Annotated in this window: 20 protein-coding genes; 10 read left to right on the forward strand and 10 right to left on the reverse strand. The window is 68.9% G+C overall.

All coding sequences use genetic code 11. From position 1 onward, the window contains the following. Entirely contained in the window at positions 1–720 is a 720-nt protein-coding gene (locus tag K2L43_RS10300; RefSeq protein ID WP_011805149.1) for a YebC/PmpR family DNA-binding transcriptional regulator, read from the reverse strand. A gap of 70 nt (positions 721–790) precedes the next feature. On the opposite strand from K2L43_RS10300, the gene K2L43_RS10305 reads away from it, so the two are divergent. Next, positions 791–2,299 (forward strand): helicase HerA-like C-terminal domain-containing protein, encoded by a 1,509-nt coding sequence (locus K2L43_RS10305; RefSeq protein ID WP_220637479.1) that lies wholly within the window; start codon positions 791–793, stop codon positions 2,297–2,299. Positions 2,300–2,371: 72 nt separating this feature from the next. After that, on the forward strand, positions 2,372–3,073 hold the full coding sequence (locus K2L43_RS10310; protein ID WP_220637480.1) for a glutathione binding-like protein: 702 nt from the start codon (positions 2,372–2,374) through the stop codon (positions 3,071–3,073). A 91-nt stretch (positions 3,074–3,164) separates the two neighbouring features. Here K2L43_RS10310 and K2L43_RS10315 read toward each other — a convergent pair whose 3' ends face one another. Continuing rightward, the gene (locus K2L43_RS10315; protein WP_103738260.1) at positions 3,165–3,869 is read right to left on the reverse strand and encodes a YebC/PmpR family DNA-binding transcriptional regulator; all 705 of its coding nucleotides are present in this window, start codon (positions 3,867–3,869) and stop codon (positions 3,165–3,167) included. Positions 3,870–4,136: 267 nt separating this feature from the next. On the opposite strand from K2L43_RS10315, the gene K2L43_RS10320 reads away from it, so the two are divergent. The 3 genes from K2L43_RS10320 (at position 4,137) to upp (ending at position 6,898) form a co-directional block, all read left to right on the forward strand. After that, on the forward strand, positions 4,137–4,979 hold the full coding sequence (locus tag K2L43_RS10320; RefSeq protein WP_220637481.1) for an enoyl-CoA hydratase-related protein: 843 nt from the start codon (positions 4,137–4,139) through the stop codon (positions 4,977–4,979). A 170-nt stretch (positions 4,980–5,149) separates the two neighbouring features. Further along, the gene (locus K2L43_RS10325; protein WP_220637482.1) at positions 5,150–6,136 is read left to right on the forward strand and encodes a threo-3-hydroxy-L-aspartate ammonia-lyase; all 987 of its coding nucleotides are present in this window, start codon (positions 5,150–5,152) and stop codon (positions 6,134–6,136) included. Between the two features lie 132 nt (positions 6,137–6,268). After that, on the forward strand, positions 6,269–6,898 hold the full coding sequence (gene upp, locus K2L43_RS10330; RefSeq protein WP_015913242.1) for a uracil phosphoribosyltransferase: 630 nt from the start codon (positions 6,269–6,271) through the stop codon (positions 6,896–6,898). Between the two features lie 83 nt (positions 6,899–6,981). On the opposite strand, the gene K2L43_RS19165 is transcribed toward upp, so the two are convergent. Beyond that, entirely contained in the window at positions 6,982–9,474 is a 2,493-nt protein-coding gene (locus K2L43_RS19165; protein ID WP_220637483.1) for an AI-2E family transporter, read from the reverse strand. A gap of 283 nt (positions 9,475–9,757) precedes the next feature. On the opposite strand from K2L43_RS19165, the gene K2L43_RS10340 reads away from it, so the two are divergent. The 4 genes from K2L43_RS10340 (at position 9,758) to K2L43_RS10355 (ending at position 14,836) form a co-directional block, all read left to right on the forward strand. Beyond that, on the forward strand, positions 9,758–11,473 hold the full coding sequence (locus K2L43_RS10340; RefSeq protein WP_011805142.1) for a Na/Pi cotransporter family protein: 1,716 nt from the start codon (positions 9,758–9,760) through the stop codon (positions 11,471–11,473). Between the two features lie 289 nt (positions 11,474–11,762). Continuing rightward, positions 11,763–13,286, forward strand: a complete 1,524-nt coding sequence (gene adh / locus K2L43_RS10345) for an aldehyde dehydrogenase (protein ID WP_011805141.1) — start codon at positions 11,763–11,765, stop codon at positions 13,284–13,286. A 95-nt stretch (positions 13,287–13,381) separates the two neighbouring features. Beyond that, complete coding sequence (adhP, locus tag K2L43_RS10350; protein WP_011805140.1) at positions 13,382–14,413, forward strand: alcohol dehydrogenase AdhP; 1,032 nt, start codon at positions 13,382–13,384, stop codon at positions 14,411–14,413. A gap of 21 nt (positions 14,414–14,434) precedes the next feature. Beyond that, entirely contained in the window at positions 14,435–14,836 is a 402-nt protein-coding gene (locus K2L43_RS10355) for a DUF779 domain-containing protein (protein WP_088886849.1), read from the forward strand. A gap of 111 nt (positions 14,837–14,947) precedes the next feature. On the opposite strand, the gene K2L43_RS10360 is transcribed toward K2L43_RS10355, so the two are convergent. The 3 genes from K2L43_RS10360 to sbcB all read right to left on the reverse strand — a co-directional run bounded on the left by K2L43_RS10360 (position 14,948) and on the right by sbcB (position 19,361). Continuing rightward, entirely contained in the window at positions 14,948–16,957 is a 2,010-nt protein-coding gene (locus K2L43_RS10360) for a sigma-54-dependent Fis family transcriptional regulator (protein WP_220637484.1), read from the reverse strand. Positions 16,958–17,027: 70 nt separating this feature from the next. Then, positions 17,028–17,912: an NAD-dependent protein deacetylase gene (locus K2L43_RS10365; RefSeq protein ID WP_220637485.1), complete on the reverse strand. Its 885-nt coding sequence runs from the start codon at positions 17,910–17,912 to the stop codon at positions 17,028–17,030. Between the two features lie 9 nt (positions 17,913–17,921). After that, on the reverse strand, positions 17,922–19,361 hold the full coding sequence (gene sbcB / locus K2L43_RS10370) for an exodeoxyribonuclease I (protein WP_220637486.1): 1,440 nt from the start codon (positions 19,359–19,361) through the stop codon (positions 17,922–17,924). 68 nt (positions 19,362–19,429) lie between these two features. On the opposite strand from sbcB, the gene K2L43_RS10375 reads away from it, so the two are divergent. Next, on the forward strand, positions 19,430–20,830 hold the full coding sequence (locus K2L43_RS10375; protein ID WP_220637487.1) for a lytic murein transglycosylase: 1,401 nt from the start codon (positions 19,430–19,432) through the stop codon (positions 20,828–20,830). Positions 20,831–20,922: 92 nt separating this feature from the next. On the opposite strand, the gene K2L43_RS10380 is transcribed toward K2L43_RS10375, so the two are convergent. The 4 genes from K2L43_RS10380 to K2L43_RS10395 are packed head-to-tail and all read right to left on the reverse strand — an operon-like array spanning position 20,923 to position 24,596. Continuing rightward, complete coding sequence (locus K2L43_RS10380; RefSeq protein WP_015913233.1) at positions 20,923–21,633, reverse strand: ABC transporter ATP-binding protein; 711 nt, start codon at positions 21,631–21,633, stop codon at positions 20,923–20,925. Between the two features lie 10 nt (positions 21,634–21,643). Then, the gene (locus tag K2L43_RS10385) at positions 21,644–22,843 is read right to left on the reverse strand and encodes an ABC transporter permease (RefSeq protein WP_220637488.1); all 1,200 of its coding nucleotides are present in this window, start codon (positions 22,841–22,843) and stop codon (positions 21,644–21,646) included. Beyond that, on the reverse strand, positions 22,840–23,991 hold the full coding sequence (locus K2L43_RS10390) for an efflux RND transporter periplasmic adaptor subunit (protein WP_011805097.1): 1,152 nt from the start codon (positions 23,989–23,991) through the stop codon (positions 22,840–22,842). Before K2L43_RS10390 ends, K2L43_RS10385 begins: the two co-directional genes overlap by 4 nt. Beyond that, positions 23,988–24,596 (reverse strand): TetR/AcrR family transcriptional regulator, encoded by a 609-nt coding sequence (locus tag K2L43_RS10395; RefSeq protein ID WP_011805096.1) that lies wholly within the window; start codon positions 24,594–24,596, stop codon positions 23,988–23,990. Before K2L43_RS10395 ends, K2L43_RS10390 begins: the two co-directional genes overlap by 4 nt. Positions 24,597–24,740 lie beyond the last annotated feature (144 nt).

Below are 24,740 nucleotides of genomic sequence, written 5' to 3' on the forward strand. Positions count from 1 at the left end.
CTAGAGCTCTGCGTTGTGGTAGACCTCTTGCACATCGTCGAGGTCTTCGATCATGTCCAGGAGCTTTTGCATGCGCGCGACATCGTCGCCCTCCAGGGCGATGGTGTTCTCGGGGCGCATGGTGACCTCGGCCACCTCCGGCTGAAGGCCCGCAGCCCCCAGCGCATCGCGCACCGCCTCGAAATCGCCGGGCGCGGTCAGCACCTCGATGGCACCCTCATCATCGGTGATCACGTCCTCGGCGCCCGCCTCCAGGGCCACTTCCATGACCTTGTCCTCGCTGGTGCCGGGGGCGAAGATGATCTGGCCCACGTTCTTGAACTGAAAGGCCACGGAGCCTTCCGTGCCCATGTTGCCGCCGTACTTGCTGAAGGCGTGGCGCACTTCAGCCACGGTGCGCACGCGGTTGTCGGTCATGGTGTCCACGATGATCGCGGCGCCGCCGATGCCGTAGCCCTCGTAGCGGATTTCCTCGTAGCTCACGCCTTCCAGCGTGCCCGAGGCCTTGTCGATGTTGTACTTGATGCGGTCGGCCGGCATGTTGGCGGCCTTGGCCTTGTCGATGGCCAGGCGCAGACGCGGGTTGGCCGAGGGGTCGCCGCCACCCGTGCGCGCCGCGACGGTGATTTCACGAATGATGCGGGTCCAGATCTTTCCGCGCTTTTCATCCTGGCGCCCCTTGCGGTGCTGGATGTTGGCCCATTTACTGTGTCCTGCCACTGCAGCGTCCTTTGATTGATTTAATCTTGCGGCCGCGATTTTACTTTTGACTCACCCCATCACTACCGCCATGTCCGAACCTCTCCTGATTGCACAGCGTGATTCCACGCAATGCCACCTGCTGCCGGGCCTGGCCAACCGGCACGGCCTGATCACCGGCGCCACCGGCACCGGCAAGACCGTGACGCTGCAGACGCTGGCCGAGCAGTTCTCGCGCATCGGCGTGCCGGTGTTCATGGCCGACGTGAAGGGCGATCTCACCGGCATCAGCCAAAAGGGCACCATTGGCGAGAAGCTGGGCAAGACGCTGGCCGACCGCGGCTTGGCCGCGCCCGAGCCCACGGCCTGCCCCACCACGCTGTGGGACGTGTTCGGCACGCAGGGCCACCCCGTGCGCGCGACCATCTCGGACATGGGGCCGCTCTTGCTGGGGCGCATGCTGAACCTGAACGAAACCCAGCTGGGCGTGCTCAACCTGGTGTTCAAGATCGCGGACGACAACGGCCTGCTGCTGCTGGACCTGAAGGACCTGCGCGCCATGCTCACCTACGTGGGTGACAACGCCAAGGACTTCACCACCGAGTACGGCAACATCTCCACGGCCAGCGTGGGCGCCATCCAGCGCGGGCTGCTGCAGATCGAGACGCAGGGCGGCGACCAGTTCTTTGGCGAGCCCATGCTCAACATCCAGGACTTCATGCAGACCGTGGACGGGCGCGGCGTGGTCAACATCCTGGCGGCCGACAAGCTCATGAACTCGCCGCGCCTGTACGCCACGTTCCTGCTGTGGATGCTGTCGGAGCTGTTCGAAACCCTGCCCGAGATCGGCGACCCCGAAAAGCCCAAGCTGGTGTTCTTCTTCGACGAAGCCCACCTGCTGTTCAACGAAGCGCCCAAGGTGCTCGTGGAACGCATCGAACTGGTGGTGCGCTTGGTGCGCTCCAAGGGGGTCGGCGTGTATTTCGTCACCCAGAACCCGCTGGACATCCCCGACAGCGTGCTGGCCCAGCTGGGCAACCGCGTGCAGCACGCGCTGCGCGCCTTCACCCCGCGCGACCAGAAGGCCGTGAAGGCCACGGCCACCACCATGCGCCCCAAGGCGGGCCTGGACATCGAGGCCGCCATCACCGAGCTGGCCGTGGGCGAGGCGCTGGTGAGCTTCCTCGACGCCAAGGGCCGCCCCAGCGAGACCGAGCGCGTGTACGTGCTGCCGCCCGGCAGCCAGATCGGCCCCATCACCGACGTGCAGCGCCGCGCACTCATCGGCGGATCGCTCGTCGCGGGCACCTACGAGCAGGCCGTGGACCGCGAATCCGCCTACGAGAAGCTGCGCGGCCGCGCCGAGCAGGCTGCCAGCAATGCCCCCAGTGCCCCCGGCAACGGCACGGCGCAGGGCGACAGCGGCCTCATGGGCGGCCTGAACGACGTGCTGTTCGGCAGCACCGGGCCGCGCGGCGGCAAGCGCGACGGCCTGGTGCAGACCATGGCCAAGTCGGCCGTACGCACCATGGGCACCAGCCTGGGCAAGGAAATACTGCGCGGCGTGCTGGGCGGCATCTTCGGCGGCAGGAAGCGCTGAGGCGTTCCAAGCCAAATTCAGCTCCAACGCCCGTCTATCAAGCGCTAACAGCTATTATTTAAGGAGCGTCCGATGATCGACCTGTATTACTGGACCACGCCCAACGGCCACAAGATCACCCTCTTCCTGGAGGAAAGCGGCCTGCCCTACCGCGTGCACCCGGTGAACATCGGCCGGGGCGAGCAGTTCGCGCCGGACTTTCTGCGCATCGCGCCCAACAACCGCATCCCCGCCATCGTGGACCAGGCGCCCGCGGATGGCGGCGCGCCGCTGTCGGTGTTCGAGTCCGGCGCCATCCTGCTGTACCTGGCCGACAAGACCGGCCGGTTCATCCCGCGCAACTCACGCGGGCGCAACGAGGCGCTGCAGTGGCTGTTCTGGCAGATGGGCGGCCTGGGGCCCATGGCCGGGCAGAACCACCACTTCACGCAATACGCGCCCGAGCCGGTGCCCTACGCCATCGACCGCTACGTGAAGGAAACCGCGCGCCTGTACGGTGTGCTGGACAAGCACCTGGCCGACGGGCGCGACTACATCGCAGGGGACTATTCCATTGCCGACATGGCCTGCTACCCCTGGATCGTGCCGCATGAGAGGCAGCGCCAGGACCTGGCGGATTTCCCGCACCTGCGGGCCTGGTTCGAGCGCATCCAGGCACGGCCCGCCACCGGCCGCGCCTACGCGCTGGCACAGACCATCAACACCGCACCCACGGTGGACGAGGCGGCCAAGAAGATCCTCTTCGGCCAGGACGCCGGCACCGTGCGCCGCTAACCAAGCACCGAGGCGCCCATGAAAAAAGCCGCTGTTCAGCGGCTTTTTCGTGGGTGGACGGGGGCCTTGGCGGCACGGTGCATGGCGTGCATCAGTCCACGAGCCCCACGAACACGTTCTGCACGTCGTCGTTGTTCTCGATGCCCGCCAGGAAGGCCTGCACTTCCTCCTGCGCCTCGGGCGAAAGGTTGGCCATGCTCACCGGGTTCTTGGCCTTGTAGCCCAGCTTGACCGACAGCACCTTGAAGCCGAACCCGGGCAAGGCCTTGGCCACCGCATCCAGGTCCGAGGGGTCGGTCAGGAACAGGGTCTGGCCCTCTTCCTCGCCGGGCTCGAAGTCCTGCGCGCCGGCCTCGATGGCGGCCAGTTCCGCATCGGCGCCGGCTTGCTCGGGCTCGCCCTCGATCATGCCCACGTGGTCGAAGTCCCAGGCCACGGCGCTCATCTGCCCCTTGCGAAAGCACACGCGCATCTCGGGCGCCGTGCGGTTCACGTTGTCGGTCAGGCACTCCACCATCACCGGCACCTGGTGCGGGGCAAAGCCCTCGTAGATCACGCGCTCGTAGTTCACCGCGTCGCCCCCCACGCCCGAACCCTTCTTGATGGCACGCTCCAGCGTGTCCTTGGGCATGGACGCCTTGCGCGCCGCCTCGATGGCCAGGCGCAGGCGCGAATTACCGGCCGGGTCCGCGCCCGCGCGCGCGGCGACGATGATTTCCTTGACCAGCTTCCCAAAAAGCCTGCCCTTGGCATCGGCGACCAGCGCCTTGCCCTTTGCCTTCCATTGCGCGCCCATGGCTGCGATTCCTTTGCTTGGAGCCAACAAAAAATGCGGCCTGCGCCGCAGCGGCAAAGTGTATACCTCGCCGCCAGACGAGCTGGACCGCGACAGAGGGGCGCCTGCCGGTGGCGCCGCGCGAGATGGCGCTTCTTTGCTATGCATCAAATAGCTGCCTGCGCTTGCCCTACAAGCGCTGCAGGCCGATTTCGGTCAGTGCCCGATGACCACCGCACCGTCGCGCAAGCGACGTCCCGGCCCGCCGGCCACTCCTACAGTCGCGCCATGAACACCCTCACCTGCTTCACCCTCACCGTCACCGACCACGTGGCCCACTTGGTGCTGAACCGCCCCGAGGCCATGAACACCATGCACCCGCAGTTCTGGCGCGAGCTGGACGCCCTGCTGGCCGACCTGCACCGCGGCAGCGATGCGCGCGCGCTGGTCATCAGCAGCACGGGCAAGCACTTCAGCGCGGGCATGGCGCTGGAGACCTTCGGCGGCGCGATCACGCTGGACGACCGCAGCCCCGAGGGGCGCGCCGCCGTGTTCGACCAGCTGACGGACATGCAGGCCACCTTCACGCGCATCGAAGAGTTGCGCATCCCCGTGATCGCGGCCATCCACGGCGGCTGCATCGGTGGCGCACTGGACATGGTGGCGGCCGCCTGCATCCGCTATGCCACGCGCGATGCCTTCTTCTGCATCCAGGAGATCAACATCGGCATGGTGGCCGACGTGGGCAGCCTGCAGCGCCTGCCCAAGCTCATGCCGCTGGGCCTGCTGAACGAGCTGGCCTACACCGGCCGCCGCCTGCCGGCCGAGCGCGCGCTGGAATGCGGACTGGTCACGCAGCTGTTCGACTCGCACGAAACGCTGGTGGCCGGCGCCCTGGCCTGCGCGAACGAGATTGCCACCAAGCCGCCGGTGGCCGTCTGGGGCACCAAGCAGGCCGTGCGCTATGCGCGCGACCACGGCGTGCACGATAGCCTGCGCCAGATGGGCTGGCTGCAGGGCGCCATCTGGAGCAACCGCCACGTGGGCGAGGCCGTCTCCGCCATGCAGGCCAAGCGCGCGGGCGACTTCCCGGCGCTGGCGCCGCTCAAGCGCTTTAGCGAACTCGGCTGACGCACGCGCCGCGCGGCCCCGGTTGCAAAGTTGATAGCTGGGTGCGCTTGCTGCAAGGGCGTTGCAGGCCAATCGAGGCATATACCGCCGGGTGTCGGGCTATGATGCGGCAACCCGCCTGCGGCGCGGCACCGCGCCGCGTTTCCATTCACCAGCGTTCGCCCACAGCCATGCACCTGCCGCGCCCTCCGCTGCCCACCTACGACGACGTTGCCGAAGCGGCCCATCGCCTCAAGGGCATGGCACACCGCACGCCGGTGCTGAGTTCCAGCACGTTGGATGCGCTGCTCGGAGCGCAGGTGTTCTTCAAGTGCGAAAACCTGCAGCGCATGGGCGCGTTCAAGTTCCGCGGCGCGTTCAACGCACTGGTGCAGTTCAGCGAGGCGCAGCGCCAGCGCGGAGTGATCGCGTTCTCGTCGGGCAACCATGCGCAGGCCATCGCGCTGTCGGCGCGGCTGCTGGAGATTCCCGCAGTCATCGTCATGCCGGAGGATGCGCCGCTTGCAAAGATAGCCGCCACGCGCGGCTACGGCGCCGAGGTGGTCACCTACAACCGCTTCACCGAAGACCGCGAGGCCATCAGCCGCCGCCTGGCCACCGAGCGCGGCATGACGCTGATTCCGCCCTTCGACCACGCCCACGTGATCGCCGGCCAGGGCACGGTGGCCAAGGAGCTGTTCGAGGACGTGCCGCACCTGGACTACCTGTTCGTGCCGCTGGGCGGCGGCGGCCTGCTGTCGGGCTGCCTGCTGGCAGCGCGCGAACTGGCGCCGCAGTGCAAGGTGGTCGGCGTGGAGCCCGAGACCGGCAACGACGGACAGCAGTCCCTCAACGCAGGCCACGTGGTGCGCATCGACACACCGCAGACGATTGCCGACGGTGCGCAGACGCAGGCACTGGGCGCGCTCACCTTCCCCCTCATCCACGCCGGCGTTTCTGACATCGTGACCGCCACCGATGCGCAGCTCATGAGCGCGATGCACTTCTTTGCCGAACGCATGAAGATCGTGGTCGAGCCCACGGGCGCGCTGGGACTGGCGGGCGCGTGCCATGGCGGCGTGCGGCTGCAGGGCAAGCGCGTGGGCGTCGTCATCAGCGGCGGCAACGTGGACATGACCCGCTACGCACAGCTGCTGACCGCGGCGTCGGCAGATTGACCTGAGGCGGATGGGCCTCTGGCCGGCGGTGCGTCGGCGGTGCGTCGGCGCTGCCCGCGCGCAGGGGCTTGGCGCCAGAGTGCAAAATTCCGGCTCCGGTCTTTTTTCTATCCCAATAAGAGGCACCAGCCCATGAGCAACGTCCACGTCATCGACCACCCCCTGGTACAGCACAAGCTGACCCTGATGCGCAAGAAGGACGCCAGCACCAACAGCTTCCGCCGCCTGCTGGGCGAGCTGTCCACCCTGATGGCTTACGAAGTCACGCGCGACATGCCGCTGCAGGACATCCAGATCGAAACCCCCCTGGAGACCATGACCGGCAAGGTCATCGACGGCAAGAAGCTCGTGCTCGTGTCCATCCTGCGCGCGGGCAACGGCTTCCTGGACGGCATGCTCAACGTGGTGCCGGGCGCGCGCATCGGCCACATCGGCCTGTACCGCGACCCGGACACGCTGCAGCCGGTCGAGTACTACTTCAAGATGCCCTCGGAGATGGCCGAGCGCGACATCATCGTCGTGGATCCGATGCTGGCCACCGGCAACTCCGCCGCCGCGGCCGTCGCGCGCCTCAAGCAACTGCAGCCGCGCTCGATCAAGTTCGTGTGCCTGCTGGCTGCACCCGAGGGCGTGGCCACGCTGCAAAAGGCCCACCCCGACGTGCCCATCTACACCGCCGCCATCGACCGCGAACTCAACGACCACGGCTACATACTGCCCGGCTTGGGCGATGCGGGCGACCGCATCTTCGGCACCAAGTAACGCGCTGGAGACAGGGCCTGCCCCGGCCCTGGCCGCGCCGGTCGCTCCTACTTCAGACCATTTCGGACGATTTCGGACGTCGGCTACTGCGGCACCACCTGACCCACCGTGGCCGATGGCGCGGCCTGGCCCGCGGGTAGCGCCGGGCCGCCCGCGGCCTGGGCGTCGCGCCAGCCGGCCATGAGGTCATTGGCCATGGCCTGCAGCAACCGCTTTTCCCGCTCATCGAACGCGCGCGGCGCGGTGTCCATCAGGCACAGCGCGCCCAGCGCATGGCCCGCCGCGTCGCGCAGCGGAACGCCCGCGTAAAAGCGCAGACCCTGCTCGCGCAGCGCCGGATTGCCGGCAAAGCGCGCATCCCGCGCAATGTCGAGCACCACCAGCGACCGCTGCCGCGCCACCACATGCCCGCACAGCGACAGGCCGCGCGGCAGGCCCTGACCCGCCGAGCAGGCCTGCCCCCCGCCGGCCGACAACGGGCCGTGCGCACACAGCGTGACCTGCCGCTCGCGATCCACCAACGACACCATCGCCAACGGTACGTCGAAGATGTCGGCCGCGCGCTGGGCCGTGTGCTGGCACAGCTGCTGCAGCGCGGGGCTGTCCAGCACGCCGCTGGCCTGCAGGGCGCGCAGGCGCGCCTCGTCGTCCGCGGGAATGGGCGCGGGGGTGTAGGCGCCTTCCACGCTGGCGCCCTGCAGCTGCGCCACCTGGGCCAGGGTTTCCTCCAGCGACAGGGCCAGCGCGTCGGCGCCCAGTTGGGCACTCAGCTCGTCTTGCGGCTGGGACTGCACCCCACCCCACAGCGCCAGCACGATGTGCACATGCGGCCAGCGGCGCTTGAGCCTGCGGCACAGGTGCCGCGCGGCGGCGGTGGGCTCGGGCGCGAGCCACACCACGCAGACCACGCGCACGGCGTCCAGGTCCAGGCCATCCAGATGTTCGGCGCTCATGGCGCCCTCCACGCGCGCCAGCGCCGGGCAATGCTGCAGCGACAGCGCATGCGCCAGCATGCGCGCCGCGAACAGATCCACCTCCCACTTGCCGCCCAGGCACACCACCGGCTCTTGCGCAGCGGCGTCGGGCACCGGGTACTGCTCCTCCAGCTCGTCCAGCAGCGCGTCCATGCCTTCGACCAGGCGCAGGCGGTGCTCGGGCGTGGCCACCTGCGCATGGTCGCCCACGGCCATGCGCAGCACGGGCACGCCCACCTGGCCGTAGAAAGCGGGCACGGCGCCCTTCAAGGCCTCGATGCGGGTGGTGCTCAACTCGATCGCCTCCGCCGCGTCGCCCGCCAGCAGGCGCTGGTAGATGCGCGTGGGCTCATCCAGCACCGGCCGGCTGCCCAGCAGCACCTCCAGGAAGGCCAACTGCGGCAGATACCGGCCGATCACCAGCAGGCACACGGTGAGCGGCGTGGACATGATGAGCCCCACCGGCCCCCACAGCGCCGCCCAGAAGGTGGCCGCCACGATGAGCGACAGCGCCGACAGCCCGGTGCTGGACCCATACAGCCAGGGCTCGATGACGTTGTTGCTCACCAGTTCCAGCAGCACGATGAGGCCGATCGTCCACAGCACCAGGTCCCAGCCCGGGTCCACCGCGAAAGCGAGGGTGAGCGGAAACGCCGCGGCAATGAACGGCCCCAGGTAGGGCACGAAGCGCATCACCGCGGCCAGCGACCCCCACAGCACGGCACCGGGCACGCCGATGAGCCACAGGCCCGCCGCCATGGGAATGCCGTAGGTCACGTTCACCAGCAGTTGCATGGTCAGGTAGCGCGTGATGCGGTCGCCCGCCTCGTCCATGGCATCGGTGGCGCGGTGCAGATTGCCCCCCCACAGGCGCAGCAGGCGGTCGCGCAGGTCTACACGGTCCAGCAGGATGAAGATCACGAACACCAGCACCAGGCCCGCCTGGGTGAGCGGCCCACTGACCGCCGAGAGCGCGGCCATGAGCTGGTTGGCGGGCGACAGCACGGGCGGCTGCACCTGCACCTTTTGCACGGCCGGCGCGCGCGTGGCACCCGACAAGGCGGGAGCGGCCGCCTCCACCTCGCGCTGCACGATGTCGAAGGTGCGCTTGGCGCCGTCGAACATGCCGGGCGCGCGCAACTCCTGGCGCAGGCTGCGCAGCTTCTTGCGGATGGTGCTCTGGTAGGAGGGCAGCTGCGCGCTCAGCTCGCGCGCCTCGTTACCGACGAACAGCGCCCCCACGCCCAGCACCATCAGCATGGCCATCACCACCACGATGACCGAGGGCAGGCGCGGCAGGCCCATGCGCTTGAGCTGCGCCACCAGCGGCTCCAGCACGAAGCTCAGCAGGAACGCCAATGCCAGCGGCACCAGCAGCGTACGGCCGAAATACAGGCCCGCGACCACCAGCGCCGCGATCACCAGGCCGATCATGAACCGCAGGCTGGGCACCGTGGCGTCCAAGGCCGTGGCGGTGTGCACGGTGCGCTGCGGCGGATAGCCCGAAGCGGTGGCGCCGCGCGCCGCCCCCGTATCCCTGGCCGGCCTGGAATCGGTCGGCTCCTGCGGCCCGCTGTTGCCCATGGCGTTGTCCCCTTGCATCGCTTCTCGAAGTCGTGTCCGGCGCGTATTGTCTGCTGCGCGGCCCCGCGCCCCTGTAGGCGGCAGCCGCCACAGACTGCACGCGGGCGGGCGGGCGGTTGACAGCGCACGCCGTGCACCGCGCCGCCCGTAAGGCGCTCCACACTACCGATCAATGACCTAAAATAGCCCCAGAGCGCTTGTAGCAAGCGCGAGCAGCTATCAAAATAAAAGCGCCTCTGCCGCACCGCCCCGTCGGCACGCACCTACCGGTCTACCCGAACAAAACCACCGCGCCGCCGCCTTGACCGCCACCGCCACTCCCCTGATTGCCGCCGGCACCCTGCTGGGCGGCATCGGCCTGTTCCTGCTGGGCATGACCATGCTGACCGACGGGCTCAAGCTGGCGGCCGGGCGCGCGCTGGAGCGCATCCTGGCCGCCTGGACGCGCACGCCGCTGCACGGGCTGGTGACCGGGGTGGCGCTCACGGCGCTGGTGCAATCGTCCACCGCCATGACGGTGGCGGCCATCGGTTTCGTCAACGCGGGGTTGCTGGGCTTCAGCTCCGCGCTGTGGGTGGTGTTCGGCTCCAATCTGGGTTCATCGGTCACCGGCTGGCTCGTCGCGTGGCTAGGCTTTGCGGTGAAGGCCGATGCCTTCGCCCTTCCGTTCATCGGCATCGGCATGGCGCTGCAAATCACCGGCAGCGGCACGCGGCGCGGGGCGCTGGGCCAGGCGGTGGCGGGGTTCGGCGTGCTGTTCCTGGGCATCGAACTGCTGCGCCAGGGCTTCACCGGGCTGGGTCCGCAGGCGCTGCCACCGCTGTCCAGCGACCTGCCGGGCCTGGCGCTGGCAGTGCTCATCGGCCTGGGCATGACGGTGGTGCTGCAGGCCTCGTCGGCCACGCTGGCGGTGGTGCTCACGGCCGTGGCGGGCGGCTCGCTGGCGGTGGAAGTGGGCGCGGGCGTGGTCATCGGCGCCAACGTGGGCACCACGCTCACGGGCATCCTGGCCGCCATCCACGCCACTTCCAACGCGCGGCGCCTGGCGGCGGCACACGTGCTGTTCAACGTGGTGACGGCCGCGGCGGCCCTGGCGCTGCTGTCGCCCCTGCTCGCGGCCATCCATCACCTGGGCGTATGGCTCACGGGTGAGGGAGACGCAGTGACGCAGCTCGTGATCTTCCACACCGCGTTCAACCTGCTGGGCGTGCTGCTCATGTGGCCGCTGTCGGGGCCGCTTGCGCGCTTTCTGCTGGCACGCTTTCGCTCGGCGGACGAAGACGTGGCCCGTGCGCAGTTCCTGGACCACAACGTGGCCGCCGTGCCCGCGCTGGCCCTGCAGGCGCTGCGCCGCGAGATGGCGCGCGTAGGCCACCTGGCACTGCAGCTGGCGTCGGATGCCACCCGCATGGCGCCCGTCGCCCTGCCCTGGCAACCGGCCGGCGCACAGGCCGCGAGCCAGCTCACGCGCCAGTTGCAGGCGCTGGAGCAGCTGCAGCAGCAGGTGGGCGCGTTTGTGAGCGACGTGAGCCGCCAGCCGCTATCGCGCGACGTGGCCGACCAGATGCCCGAGCTGCTGCGCATTGCGGGCTACTACGACACGCTGGCGCGTGTCATGCACCAGGTGGGCCAGCAGGCGCTGCGCGTCACGCACCCCGCAACGGTAGCGCCCACCACGCCCGAAGGCCACCCCCTGGCCGCGCTGCCCCTGGCCTTCACCGCGGCGCTGGATTTTTTTGCCGCCGCCGATCCCAAGGCCCACGACCTGGACCAGGTGAACACCGCACACACCGTGTTCGACGCGGCGTATGAAGCCGCCAAGGCCGCCGTGCTGCGCGCGGGTGCCCAGGGCTTGCTGGAAGTGACGGCCGTGCACGAGTGGACGGGCCTGCTGGGCGACCTGCGCCGCGCCGTGGAACAGGCCCACAAGGCAGCGCAGCATCTGGCAGCCCTGCCGCGTCTCAAACCCACCCCGCCCGCCAACGGCCCCACAGGCGGCACACCCGGCGCCGAGTGATCCGCGGGAGTAGATCAGGCAAAAGCGCCTAAAACGCCCTCGCATACTGCGCTGGCAGCTATATAAAGCATAGCAATCTGAGCACATCCGTACGGCTGCACCCCCAACGGGTGTTCCGTCATGGGCCGACGCACTGTTGCGTTATGGCACACGGCTGCGCCGCTGCGGCACAGCCGCGGCACGCCCCACCGCCCCTCCCCTCTGCAGCCGTTCTGGCACGGCGCTTGCACTGAGGCACTGCCGCCGCCGCATCGGTGGCATTCCTTCACAAGCATTCAGGAGACACCACATGAACATGGCCGAAATCGCCAGCCTTGGCATCGCCAACCCCTACAAGCAGCAGTACGGCAACTACATCGGCGGGCAGTGGGTGGCGCCCGTGGACGGGCAGTACTTCGAGAACATCTCGCCCATCAACGGCCAGAAGTTCACGGCCGTGCCGCGCTCCAACAGCAAGGACATCGACGCCGCACTGGACGCCGCGCACAAAGCCAAGGCCGCGTGGGGCCGCACCTCGACCACCGAGCGCGCCAACATCCTGAACCGCATCGCCGACCGCATGGAAGCCAACCTGCTGCAGATCGCCGTGGCCGAGACCATCGACAACGGCAAGCCGCTGCGCGAGACCATGGCAGCCGACATTCCGCTGGCCATCGACCACTTCCGCTACTTCGCCGGCGCCGTGCGCGCGCAGGAAGGCGGCATCAGCGAGATCGACGCCGACACCATCGCCTACCACTTCCATGAGCCACTGGGCGTGGTCGGGCAGATCATTCCGTGGAACTTCCCCATCCTGATGGCGGTGTGGAAGCTCGCCCCCGCGCTGGCTGCGGGCAACTGCGTGGTGCTGAAACCCGCGGAGCAGACGCCCGCCTCCATCCTGGTACTGATGGAGATCATTGGCGACCTGCTGCCGCCGGGCGTAGTCAACGTGGTCAACGGCTTTGGCCTGGAGGCTGGCAAGCCGCTGGCCTCCAGCAACCGCATCGCAAAAATAGCCTTCACGGGCGAGACCACCACGGGCCGGCTCATCATGCAGTACGCCAGCCAGAACATCATTCCCGTGACGCTGGAGCTGGGCGGCAAGAGCCCCAACATCTTCTTCGAGGACGTGATGTCCGCCGACGACGGCTTCTTCGACAAGGCGCTGGAAGGCTTTGCGATGTTCGCGCTGAACCAGGGCGAGGTCTGCACCTGCCCCAGCCGCGCGTTGATCCAGGAATCGATCTACGAGCGCTTCATGGAGCGCGCGCTCAAGCGCGTGGCCGCCATCCAGCAGGGCCACCCGCTGGACAAGAACACCATGATCGGCGCCCAGGCCTCGCAGGAGCAACTGGAAAAGATCCTTTCTTACCTGGACCTGGGCAAGCAGGAAGGCGCCCAGTGCCTCATCGGCGGCGCGCGCAACACCGCCCTGGGCGGCGACCTGGCCGGCGGCTACTACGTGCAGCCCACGGTGTTCAAGGGCCACAACAAGATGCGCATCTTCCAGGAAGAAATCTTCGGGCCCGTGGTCTCGGTGACCACATTCAAGACCGAAGAAGAGGCGCTGGAGATCGCCAACGACACGCTCTACGGCCTGGGCGCGGGCGTGTGGAGCCGTGATGGCGCGCGCGCCTTCCGCATGGGCAAGGGTATCCAGGCCGGGCGCGTGTGGACCAACTGCTACCACCACTACCCCGCGCACGCCGCGTTTGGCGGCTACAAGCAGTCGGGCATCGGCCGTGAGAACCACAAGATGATGCTGGACCACTACCAGCAGACCAAGAACCTGCTGGTGAGCTACACCCAGCAGCCGCTGGGCTTCTTCTAAGCCCATACAGCGCCCCCACTGGCCGTCCCAGCGGGGGCGGCTGGTGCACGGGGGCTCCCCTTGCGTTCATTTGCACAGAGAAGGAGGTTTATCCCATGCCAGCCAAGACAATGAAAGCCGCCGTGGTCCGCGAGTTCGGCAAGCCGCTGACGATCGAAGAGGTGCCCGTGCCCACCCCCGCCGCCGACCAGATCCTGGTGAAGATCGAGGCCTCGGGCGTGTGCCACACCGACCTGCACGCCGCCGAGGGCGACTGGCCCGTCAAGCCCAATCCGCCCTTCATCCCGGGGCATGAGGGCGTGGGCTTCGTCGCCGCCGTGGGCGCCAACGTCAAGCATGTGAAGGAAGGCGACCGCGTGGGCGTGCCCTGGCTGCACTCGGCCTGCGGCCGTTGCACGCACTGCCTGGGCGGTTGGGAGACGCTGTGCGAGTCGCAGAGCAACACGGGGTATTCGGTCAACGGCGGTTTTGCCGACTACGCGCTGGCCGACCCCAACTACGTGGGCCGCCTGCCGAAAGACCTGGGCTTCGTGGACATCGCCCCCGTGCTGTGCGCCGGCGTGACCGTGTACAAAGGCCTGAAGGTGACCGACACCAAGCCCGGCGACTGGGTGGCGATTTCCGGCATTGGCGGCCTGGGCCACATGGCCGTGCAGTACGCCCGCGCCATGGGGCTGAATGTGGCTGCGGTGGACGTGGACGACGACAAGCTCGCGCTGGCCCGCCAGCTGGGCGCCAGCGTGACGGTGAACGCGCGCGACACCGACCCGGCCGCCTTCCTGCAAAAGGAGATCGGCGGCGCGCACGGCGCGCTGGTCACGGCCGTGTCGCCCAAGGCCTTCGAGCAGGCGCTGGGCATGGTGCGGCGTGGCGGCACGGTGTCGCTCAACGGGTTGCCGCCGGGCAACTTCCCTCTGCCCATCTTCGACATGGTGCTGCGCGGCGTGACCGTGCGCGGCTCCATCGTCGGCACGCGTCTGGACCTGCAGGAGTCGCTGGACTTCGCCGCGCGCGGCCAGGTGAAGGCCACGGTGCGCACCGAGAAGCTGGAGAACATCAACGACGTGTTCGCGCGCATGCACAAGGGCCAGATCCAGGGCCGCGTGGTGCTGGACATGGCGGCCTGACGCCGCGGCACAGGTAACGCCATGACCACGCCAGCGCCGCCCGCCACCCGCGTGTCGGCCACGCCCGAGGCCACGGCGCTCATCAAGCGCCTGGTGGCCCAGCACGGGCCGCTGATGTTCCACCAGTCGGGTGGCTGCTGCGACGGCAGCGCGCCCATGTGCTTTGCACGCGGGGAGTTCCTGCTGGGCGGTGCCGACGTGCTGCTGGGCGAGATCGCCGGGCAGCCGTTCTACATGAGCCGCTCGCAGTTCGCGTACTGGGAGCACACGCACCTCCTCATCGATGCGGTGCCGGGCGGCGGGGGCATGTTCTCGCTCGAAGGGCCCACGGGCATGCGCTTTCTCACGCGCTCACGGCTGTACACCGACGAGGAATGGGCCGCCATCGAAGCGCTGGGGCCGCCGCCAACGGGCGGCCAGTGACGCTGTTCTAGAGTTGCTCTTTATTTAATAGCTACTCGCGCTGTATCGGCGGCGTTTTTCAGGTCAATTTCGACTAAATCGCCCGCCCAACCAGCGCAAAGCGCTCCTTTTTCAGGAGCGACACGACTGCGCGCGCAGGTAGCGGTACACCGTGTTGCGCGACACGCCCAGCGCGCGCGCGGCGGCGGAGACATTGCCCGCGTGCGCATCCAGTGCCTGCTGCAGCGCATGGGCCGCCACATCGCCCAGCGGCCGCACGCTGGCCGGGGCCGGAGCCGGGGCCGCGGCACGCGCGCCGTCCGCTGGCGGCACCGCTGGCTGAGAGAACGCCTGCGCCACCACGCGGCCCTGCTGCGCCAGCGCCTCGCATTCCTCCAGGAAGTCCTCCGGCAGGTGCGCGCACGTGATCGCGTCCGCGCCCTCGGCCAACAGCGCCGCCGTGCGCAGCACGTTGGACAGCTGGCGCAGGTTGCCCGGCCAGGCGTGGGCGGCGAACAGCGCCATCACCTCGGGCGCCACCGGTATGGGGCTGTCTGCGGCGGGAGAGTCATGCTGGGCGCGCAGCAACCGCTGCACGATCACCGCCAGGTCCGTGCGCTCGCGCAGCGCAGGCAGTCGCACTACCAGGCCGTTCAGCCGGTAGTACAGGTCGTCACGGAACTGGCCGTCGGCCATCATGGCGCGCAGGTTGCGGTGCGTGGCGCAGACCACGTTCACGTCCACCTCGATCTGCCGCGTGCTGCCCAGAGGCGCCACGCTGCGCTCCTGCAGCACGCGCAGCAGCCGCGCCTGCATGGCGAGCGGCATGTCGCCAATCTCGTCCAGGAACAGCGTGCCGCCGTGCGCCTGCACGATCTTGCCCACGCTGCCCTTGCGGCGCGCGCCGGTGAAGGCGCCCTCTTCGTAGCCGAACAGCTCGGCCTCGATCAGCGACTCGGGAATGGACGCGCAGTTCACCGCCACGAAGGGCCCCCGCGCGCGCGGGCCGTCGTTATGGATGGCACGCGCCAGCAGCTCCTTGCCGGTGCCCGTCTCACCCAGGATCATCGTGGGCACGCCACGCCCCAGCAGCCGCGTGACGCGCTCGATCACCTGCGCCAGCTGGGCATCGCCCGTGTCCAGGTAGCGCAGGCTGGACAGGCCGGGGGTCGCAGCAGGCCGCGCGCGCGGCGGCGGGGCCTCGGCCGGGACGTCCGGGCACACCGGCAGCGTGACGCCGCCGCGTGGCGCAAACTCCACCTGTGCGTGCACCGACACGCCTGCCGGCAGTTGCAGCGCCAGCAGCGTGGGCACCGAGCGGCGCGCATGCTCCAGCAGCGCGCCCATCGACAGGCCGAACAGCGAGGTGAAGGTGTGTGCCGCCAGCGCCGGTCCCGACAACCCCAGCTGGAACTGCGCGCTGCGGTTGGCCGCCAGAAAGCGCCCCTGCGGGGTGAACGCCGCCAGCCCTTCCATGAGCGTGCCCAGGAACTCGGCGCGCGCATGAAAGCGCAGGCGCACGGCATCCTCGTACACCTTGCCGAAGAGGTGGTTCTCCACCATCGCGGCGGACATGCGCACCAGCGCCAGCGTGTGGGCGCTGTGGCCGCGGCGGTCGCCGCTCACGTCCAGCGCGCCGAGGATCTGCCCCTGCGGGTCCAGGATGGGAGCGCATGAACAGGTGAGGAACTGGTTGGCTTCCAGGTAATGCTGGCGCCCGTTGATCTGCACCGCATCGCCCAGGGCCAACGCCGTACCAATGGCGTTGGTGCCCTTGCTGCGCTCCGACCAGCCCGCACCGGGCTGCAGGGCCACGCGGCCGGCGCGGTCCAGGAAGGCATCATCGCCCTCGGCATGCAGGATCACCCCCTGCGCGTCGGTCAGCATCACCATGCTCTGCGTGCCGCGCAGCTGCTGCGCCAGGGTTTCCATGACGGGCCGCGCATGGGCGCACAGGGCCTCGTTGCGTGCCACGGTCCAGGCCAGGGTCTGGCGGTCCAGCAGGTGCAGGTCGGCCTGCTCATGGGGCTGCAGCCCGAACGACTGCGAGCGGGCGTGGGCCTGGGCGACGACGCCTGCCGTGGTCAGCGCCAGCGCGGCACCCGCGGAAGGATGCGCGCCGGGCGTTGCGGTGCGGTGCATGGTGTCTCCTATGCAAGCTATGCGCTGCACGGCACGCGGCCAGGCGGCGCTTTGGGACCGCACGATAGCATCAACGGCCGCTGACGAGCCCAGCAACCGCGGCGGGCACGCTGGCATGGGGCTGCGCCCACGCGTGGGCCAACGCCTGCAGGGCAGTGCCTGCGTCCTGCTCGAGCTTGAGCGCCAGCAGCCCGTCGGCCCGTGTACGCCCCTGGTTGACCGCTGCCACCGGCAGGCCCGCATCGACCGCCGCCTGCACGAACCGGAAGCCCGAATACACCATGAGCGACGAGCCCACGACGAGCACCGCGTGCGAGCGTGCCAGCGCCGCGCGCGCGGCCTCCACACGCTCGCGCGGCACGCTCTCGCCAAAGAACACCACGTCGGGCTTGAGCAGGCCGTTGCCGCAGTGCGCGCAGGAAGGCACATCGAAGCCGCCGAAGTCCAGCCCCTCCAGATCGGCGTCCCCATCGGGCGCGGCGCCGGCCTGCAGGGCCACCCATCCGGGGTTGCGCCGCTCCAGTTCGTGTTGCAACGCGGCACGCGGCGCACGCATGCCGCAGTCCATGCAGCGCACGGTGTCGATGCGCCCGTGCAGGTCCAGCGTGCGCTGGCTGCCCGCTGCGCTGTGCAGGCCGTCCACGTTCTGGGTCAACAGCAGTTCGATGCGGCCCGCCGCTTCCAGCGCAGCCAGCGCACGGTGCGCAGAACCGGGCTGGGCGCGGCCCATCACCCGCCAGCCCAGCAGGCTGCGGGCCCAGTAGCGCCGGCGCGTGGCTTCATCGCCCATGAAGGCCTGGAAGGTGACGGGCTGGGGGCGCTTCCATTCACCGTTGTGGTCGCGGTAGTCGGGAATGCCCACCTCCGTACTGCAGCCCGCGCCCGTGATGACGAACAACCGCGGATGGCGGCGCACGAAGTCAAGCAGCGCATCAACGTTGGCGGCAGCTTGCATCACAGCCCCTCAGTCCATGCCGGGCGCGATGCTCTCGGCGTAGTCGTATACCGCGCCGAGGATGGCCTCGGTGCGTTCGTCATCGGCCTCGGCACCCAGCGTGTCCAGGCGCTCGAACAGCGCGTCGAACGTCAGCCCGCCGCCCTCGCCCTCCACCAACATGGCGACGCGGTGCGCCTCCCAGCGCTCCTGCTCCTCGGGCGAGAGCGTGTGCGGGAAGTTGCGCGCACGGTAGCGCCAGACCAGCTCGGCCAGGCGCGCGTCGTCAAAACCCAGGCGCTCGTGCGCCAACTCTTCGCCGGGCAATGCGCGCAGACGGTTCAGGCGGCGGCGGTCCTCATTGCCCACGAAGCCCCCGTACAGGTCCTGGTCCACATCCAGCGGCCCCTCCGCAGGGCGCTGGAACACCTGGGCCCACACGGCTGTCAGGTCGGGCAACGCGCGCGCCGCGGCGGCATGCAGCGCGGCCTGTGGCAGGTCGATGCCCCAGCGCTGCGCCATGGCCGGCGTGAGCGTATTGAGGTTACCCACCACCATCGGCGACTTGTTCAGGTGCACGCTCTTGAGCGGCAGGCGTGTCACGCCCTCGGGCAGGTCGGCTGCGCGCGTGAACAGGCGCGTGCGGATCTCGTCAGCGGACAGCCGTGCCAGCTCGGAAGGGTCTTGCGCCAGGTCCCAGGCCAGCAGCTCATTCTTGTTGGTCGGGTGGCTGGCCAGCGGCCACATCACGGCCAGGCAGCCGCGTTCGGCGGGGAACATGCCCGAGACGTGCAGGAACGGCCGTGCCTCCTGCGCCGTGGTGGGCAGGCGCAGCTCAGCCGCCACGCGGTCCTTCTTGTGCAGGGACAGCGCGAAGTCGAACAGCCGGGGGTTGCTTGAACGGATGAGCCGCGCCAGCGCGATGGTCGCGCGCACGTCCGACAGCGCGTCGTGCGCGGCGTCGTGCGCCAGGCCGTTGGCCTTGGACAGATGCTCCAGGCGGAAGCTGGGCTTGCCGTCCACCTCGGGCCACGCGATGCCCTCGGGGCGCAGCGCGTAGGTCAGGCGCACCACATCCAGCAGGTCCCAGCGGCCGCACTGGTTCTGCCACTCGCGCGCATAGGGGTCCATGAGATTGCGCCAGAACATGAAGCGCGTGATCTCGTCGTCGAAACGGATGGTGTTGTAGCCCACGCCGATGGTGCCCGGCAGCGCCAGCTCGGCCTCGATGCGGGCGGCGAATTCGCGCTCGGGCAAACCCTTTTCCAGGCACAGCTGGGGCGTGATGCCGGTGATCAGGCACGACTGCGGATCCGGCAAGTAGTCGTTGGCCGGGCGGCAGTAGATCATCAGCGGCTCGCCGATCTCGTTGAGCTCGGCATCGGTGCGGACGGCGGCGAACTGTGCGGGGCGGTCGCGGCGCGTGTTGGCGCCAAAGGTTTCGTAGTCGTGCCAGAGAAAAGTGTGCATGAGGTAGAAGTTGCAGCCGGAAACAGTGCCAGGGCGAAGTATGCATGGCAGGCCGGCACAATGGCCGCATGCGTTTTCTCTTCATGCCCGACACCCTCGCCCGGCGCCGCGCCGCCGCCTCCGCACTGGGCCTGGCAGCACTGGCGGGGTGCGCCTCCGCTCCGCCAGCGACCCCCGCCGTAGCGGCTCCATCCGCTGCACCCAGCGCCCTTGCTCCCGCGCCGGTCATCCCCCAACTGCCGTCGCCCGCAGCGCCCACCACCCCGGCGCCTGCCCCGGCAGCATCCACCGTGGAACCGGCGAGCACGCCGGTCGCGCCGGCGGCGCCCGACACCACCGCAACCACGCTGGCCGGCTTCCACGCCTGGGTGAGCGCCTTTGCACGCGAGGCGCTGGCCGCCGGCATCCGCCCGCAGACCGTGGCCGCCACCCTGGGCCAGGCACAGTGGCAACCGCGCGTGGTGGAACTGGACCGCGCCCAGCCCGAATTCACCCGCCCGCCCTGGGCCTACCTGGACAGCGCAGTGTCACCCCAGCGTATTGCGCAGGGACGCGAGCAGCGCCGCCAGTACGCCGACGCGCTGGACGCGGCAGCGCAGCGCTACGGCGTGCCCGCCAGCGTGGTCACGGCCATCTGGGGCATGGAGAGCAACTATGGCCGCAACTTCGGCAGCTTCCGCACCGTGGATGCGCTGGCCACCCTCGCCTACGACGGGCGCCGCAGCGCATGGGCCCAGCGCGAGTTGCTGGCCGCGTTGCGCATCGTGGACCAGGGCGACATCGCGGCCGACGCGCTCATCGGCTCCTGGGCCGGGGCCATGGGGCACACGCAGTTCCTGCCTTCGGTGTTCCTTGCCCATGCGGTGGATGCGGACGGGGACGGGCGGCGCGACATCTGGGGCAGCGTGCCCGACGTGGTGGCGTCCACGGCCAACTTCCTGTCCCATTCGGGCTGGAAGAGCGGTGAGCCGTGGGGCGCCGAAGTGCTGCTGCCGCCCGGCTTCGACTACGCACGCGCAGAGCTGAGCGTGCGCCAGGCCAGCAGCGACTGGGCCGCTGAAGGGGTGCGCGGCGTGGGTGACGCGGAGCTGCCGCCGCTGCAGGACGCCTCCGTCCTTACCCCGGCAGGCGCGCGTGGACCCGCCATCCTGGTCGGGCCCAACTTCCGCGCGCTGCTGCGCTACAACAACTCGGTGAACTACGCCCTGGCCGTGGGCCTGCTGGCACGGCAGATCGACGGCGGCGCGGGCCTGGCATCCGCCTGGCCGCGCGAACTGCAGCCTCTGTCGCGCAGCGAAGTACGCGCGCTGCAGGAGGCGCTGAACGCACGCGGCCTGGACACCGGCACGCCCGACGGCGTGGCAGGACCCGCCACGCGCGCTGGGGTGCGCCGCTACCAGCAAAGTGTGGGCTTGCCCGCCGATGGCTATGCCACGCGCGAACTATTGCAGCGACTGCTGACGCCCTGAGCCGGCGTCACCGCGTTGTTTTACTCCTTTTTTGATAGCTACTAGCGCTTGCTGCATGAGCGCTAGAGCCTGATTTCATCAAGATCGCCGCTTCACTCGAAGCCGCGACCCTCGCCCGCCTCCTCGTGGGTCACGCCGTCGCGTATGTGGTAGATGCGCTTGAAGGTGGGGATGATCTTCTCGTCGTGCGTGACGACGATGATGGCCGTTTCCAGGCGCCGCGCCATGTCGTTCAGGATGCGGATCACCGCCATGGCACGTTGCGAATCCAGCGGCGCCGTGGGCTCGTCGGCCAGGATCACCGGCGGGCGGTTGACCAAGCCGCGGGCGATGGCCACACGCTGCTGCTCCCCGCCCGACAGTTGCGATGGCATGGCCGTGGCCCGGTGCTGCACGTCCAGGGCCGTGAGCAACTCCAGTGCGCGGCGGCGCGCCTCGTCGTTGGGCACGCCGGCCAGCATGGGCAGCAGCGCCACGTTGTCGGTGGCATCCAGAAACTGGATCAGGTACGGCGCCTGGAACACGAAGCCGATCTGGTCGCGGCGCAGCGCGCGCAGGTCGGGTACTTGCCAGCCGTCGTCATAGATCACCGTGTCGCCCAGCGTCATGCGGCCCGACGTGGGGTCGATCACCGCGCCCAGGCACTTGAGCAGCGTGCTCTTGCCCGAGCCGGACGGGCCGATCAGGCCCACCACCTCACCCGGTGCCACGTGCATGTTCACGTCCTTGAGGGCGAGGAACGCCGTGTCGCCGGAGCCGTAGCGCTTGGTCAGGCGCTCGATGTGGATCCCTTTCCTGCTCATTGCTGCGTCCTCACCCTATCGCCTCGGCCGGATCGACCCGCAGCGCCATGCGGATGGCCACCACGCTGGATAGCACGCAGATCGCCAGCACCGCGATGAACCCCGCCACCGTATCGAACGGCACCAGCAGCACGTATTTGGGAAACAGCGGCGCGGCAAAGGTGGCCGTGATCTTGCCAACGACGAAGCCGATCACGCCCAGCACCAGCGCCTGCTGCAGGATCATCCAGGCGATGGTGCGGTTGCGCGTGCCGATGAGCTTGAGCACGGCAATCTCGCGGATCTTGTCCATCGTCAGTGTGTAGATGAGAAAAGCCACGATGGCCGCACTGACCAGCGCCAGGATCACCAGGAACATGCCGATCTGCTTGGCCGATGTGGCGATGAGCTTGCCCACGAGGATGCCTTCCATCTGAGAACGGTCATACACCGTGAGCCGCTTCCAGCGGCGGATGGGCTCGGCCACCTCCTCAGATGTGAAGCCCGGCTGCACGCGCACCAGCACGGCATTCACATAGCTGTTGCTGGTTTGCGAGGCCACCACCGCATCCAGCAGGTCGGGAACGCCGGGGCGGTTGAAGGCCGGGTTGGCCTCGGTGCGGCGGCGCTGCATGAGGATGGCGTCGTTGTCCTTGAGAAACTGCGCCTCCTGCGCATCTTTCAACGGTATGAACACCATTGGGTCGCCGCTGGACGAGACCATGCGCCGCGTGAGGCCCACCACCGTGTAGTGGTTGCGCCGAATCTTCAGCACATCGCCCAGACGCACGCCGGCTGCCACGTCGGCGACGGCCTCGTAATGGCCGCGCGTGATCTGGCGCCCCGCCACCAACTGCGGTGGCCAGCCGGGCGCGCCTGGGCCGCTCGCGGTGATGCCCACCACCATGGAGCGCACATCCTTGTCGCCGTGGCCCACCTGCATGGTCAGGTAGGTGATGTTGGCGGCCTGCGCCACGCCCGGCATGGCGCGGATGCCGCGCCACAGGTCGTCGGGCACGCTGGAGGATTCCGCGTAGGGGCCCAGCGTGTCTTTCTGCACCACCCACAGGTCGGCGCCGCTGTTGTCCAGCAGCACCTTGCCGTCGTCCACCATGCCGCGGTAGACGCCCGCCATGGTCAGCGTCACGCCGATCAGCAGGCCCAGGCCGATGCCGGTGAAGACGAACTTCCCCCAGGCATGCAGAATGTCGCGCCCTGCCAGGCTGATCAAGGCGCCACCCCGGCAATGCGCTCGACCACGTGCACGCGGCTGCGCGCCGTGAGCGCCCTCTCGCTGTACACCACGATGGAGTCGCCCACGGCCAGCCCGTCCAGCACCTGCACATGGCCGTCGAGGTCCGCACGGCCCAGGCGTACCTGCGCAAACTGCGGCTTGCCACCGACCAGCTTCCACACGCCGCGCTGCCCGTCCACGAAGCGGATGGCCGCATTGGGGATGGTGGGCGCTTCGGGCAGTGCCGGCAGGCGCACGGTGACCTCGGCCAGTTCACCGACGGGGGGCAGCGGTGTAACCGGTGCATCGAAGACGATCTTGGCCAGCGTCTCCTCTGTCACCGCGTCCGCCAGGGGCTCGACGCGCAGCACGCTGCCGACCAGGTTGTCCCCGCGGCGCGAGCGCAGCACCACCTCGGCCGGTAGCTGCGCCGCCAACCCTTGGGCGGTGATCTGGTCAAAGCGCGTGTCGATCCACAGGCTGGCCGGGTCGATGAGCTTTACCACCGCCTGCCCCGCCACCACGGTCGTGCCAGGGTCGGCATCGCGCGCAGCCACCATGCCGGCCACGGGCGACACCAGCCGCAGGTTGCCACGCTGCGCGCGCAATGCCTGCAAGTCAGCGCGCAGACGGCTCGCATCCTCGCGGGCAGCGGCCAGCGCGGCGTCTGCCACGGCCAGTTCCTGCTGCTTGGTGGCGTAGCTTTCCTCGCTGGTGCCGCGCACCGCCACCAGTTGCCCGTAGCGCTGGTGCTGGGTCTGCGCATAGCTCTGCCTGGCCTCTGCCTGGCGCAGCGCGGCTTCGGCGCTCTTAATGGCCGCCTGCTGTGCGCGCACGCGGTCGTCCAGGTCCACCGGGTCCATTTCGCCCAGCACCTGCCCAGCCTCAACCCTGTCGCCCACCTGCACGTCCAGGCGCTGCACGCGCCCCGCGAAGGTGGGGCCGATCTTGTACAGATACCGCGCCTGCACCGTGCCGATGCCCGAGAGTGCCGGGGCAATGGCGCGCGATTGCACGCTGCCCAGCGTGACCGCCACGGGCGCCAGCGGCCCCGAACGCAGAGCGACATAGACGAACAGCGCCACCAGCGGCGCAATGACGGCGATCAGCGCCAGCGTGCGGCGCTGCAGACGGGGAAACTTCATAGCGCTCTTCCGATGCCGCGGCGGTAAATGGCAAACACGCCCTGCGCATCGCGGCGCATGCGCTGCACGTCGCCCGCGAGCAGCGACTGCATCACCAGCCCCTGCACGGTGCCGATGAACAGCACGGCAGCGGCCTGCGCATCCAGTTGCGGGTCCAGCTCTCCCGCGGCTTTGCCGGTTTCCAGCAGCCCGCGCAGGCGCTCGCCGTAGGCCGTGATCAGGGTCTGCACCATCTGCTTGGGCAGGGTTTGGCCAGGGCGTTGGAGCTCCCCAAAGATGAGGCGTGGCACACCGGGCCGCTCGCACACGAAATGGATGTGCGCCATGAACACAGCCTCCAGCGCCGCCAGGGGAGAGGCTGCCCCATCCGCGGCCGCGTCCACGCGCGCCATGAGACGCTGCGCCACCCACGACATCACCGCCTGCAGGATGGCGTCCTTGGACGCGAAATGCCGAAACAGTGCCCCCTGCGTCACGCCCATATGCTGGGCAATGGCGGTGGTGGTGATGTCGCTGGGGTTCTGCTGGGCCGCCAGATCGACCACGGCCTCCACCGTGGCGATGCGCCGTTCGTCGGCGGGCAGGTACTTGGGCAGCTCACTCATGCAATCACCAAAAGAAAGTAATTTATTACTATCTTATCAATAAACACGTTCGGCACAAGGCACGCAGCCCCCTGGAGCGTCCCCGGGGCTCCCATTCGCACGACCACCCCAGCAATTCGCTCTCTTATCGATAGCTGCTCTCGC

The sequence above is a fragment of the Diaphorobacter sp. MNS-0 genome (assembly GCF_019602835.1).
In the GTDB taxonomy this organism is placed as follows: domain Bacteria; phylum Pseudomonadota; class Gammaproteobacteria; order Burkholderiales; family Burkholderiaceae_C; genus Diaphorobacter; species Diaphorobacter nitroreducens.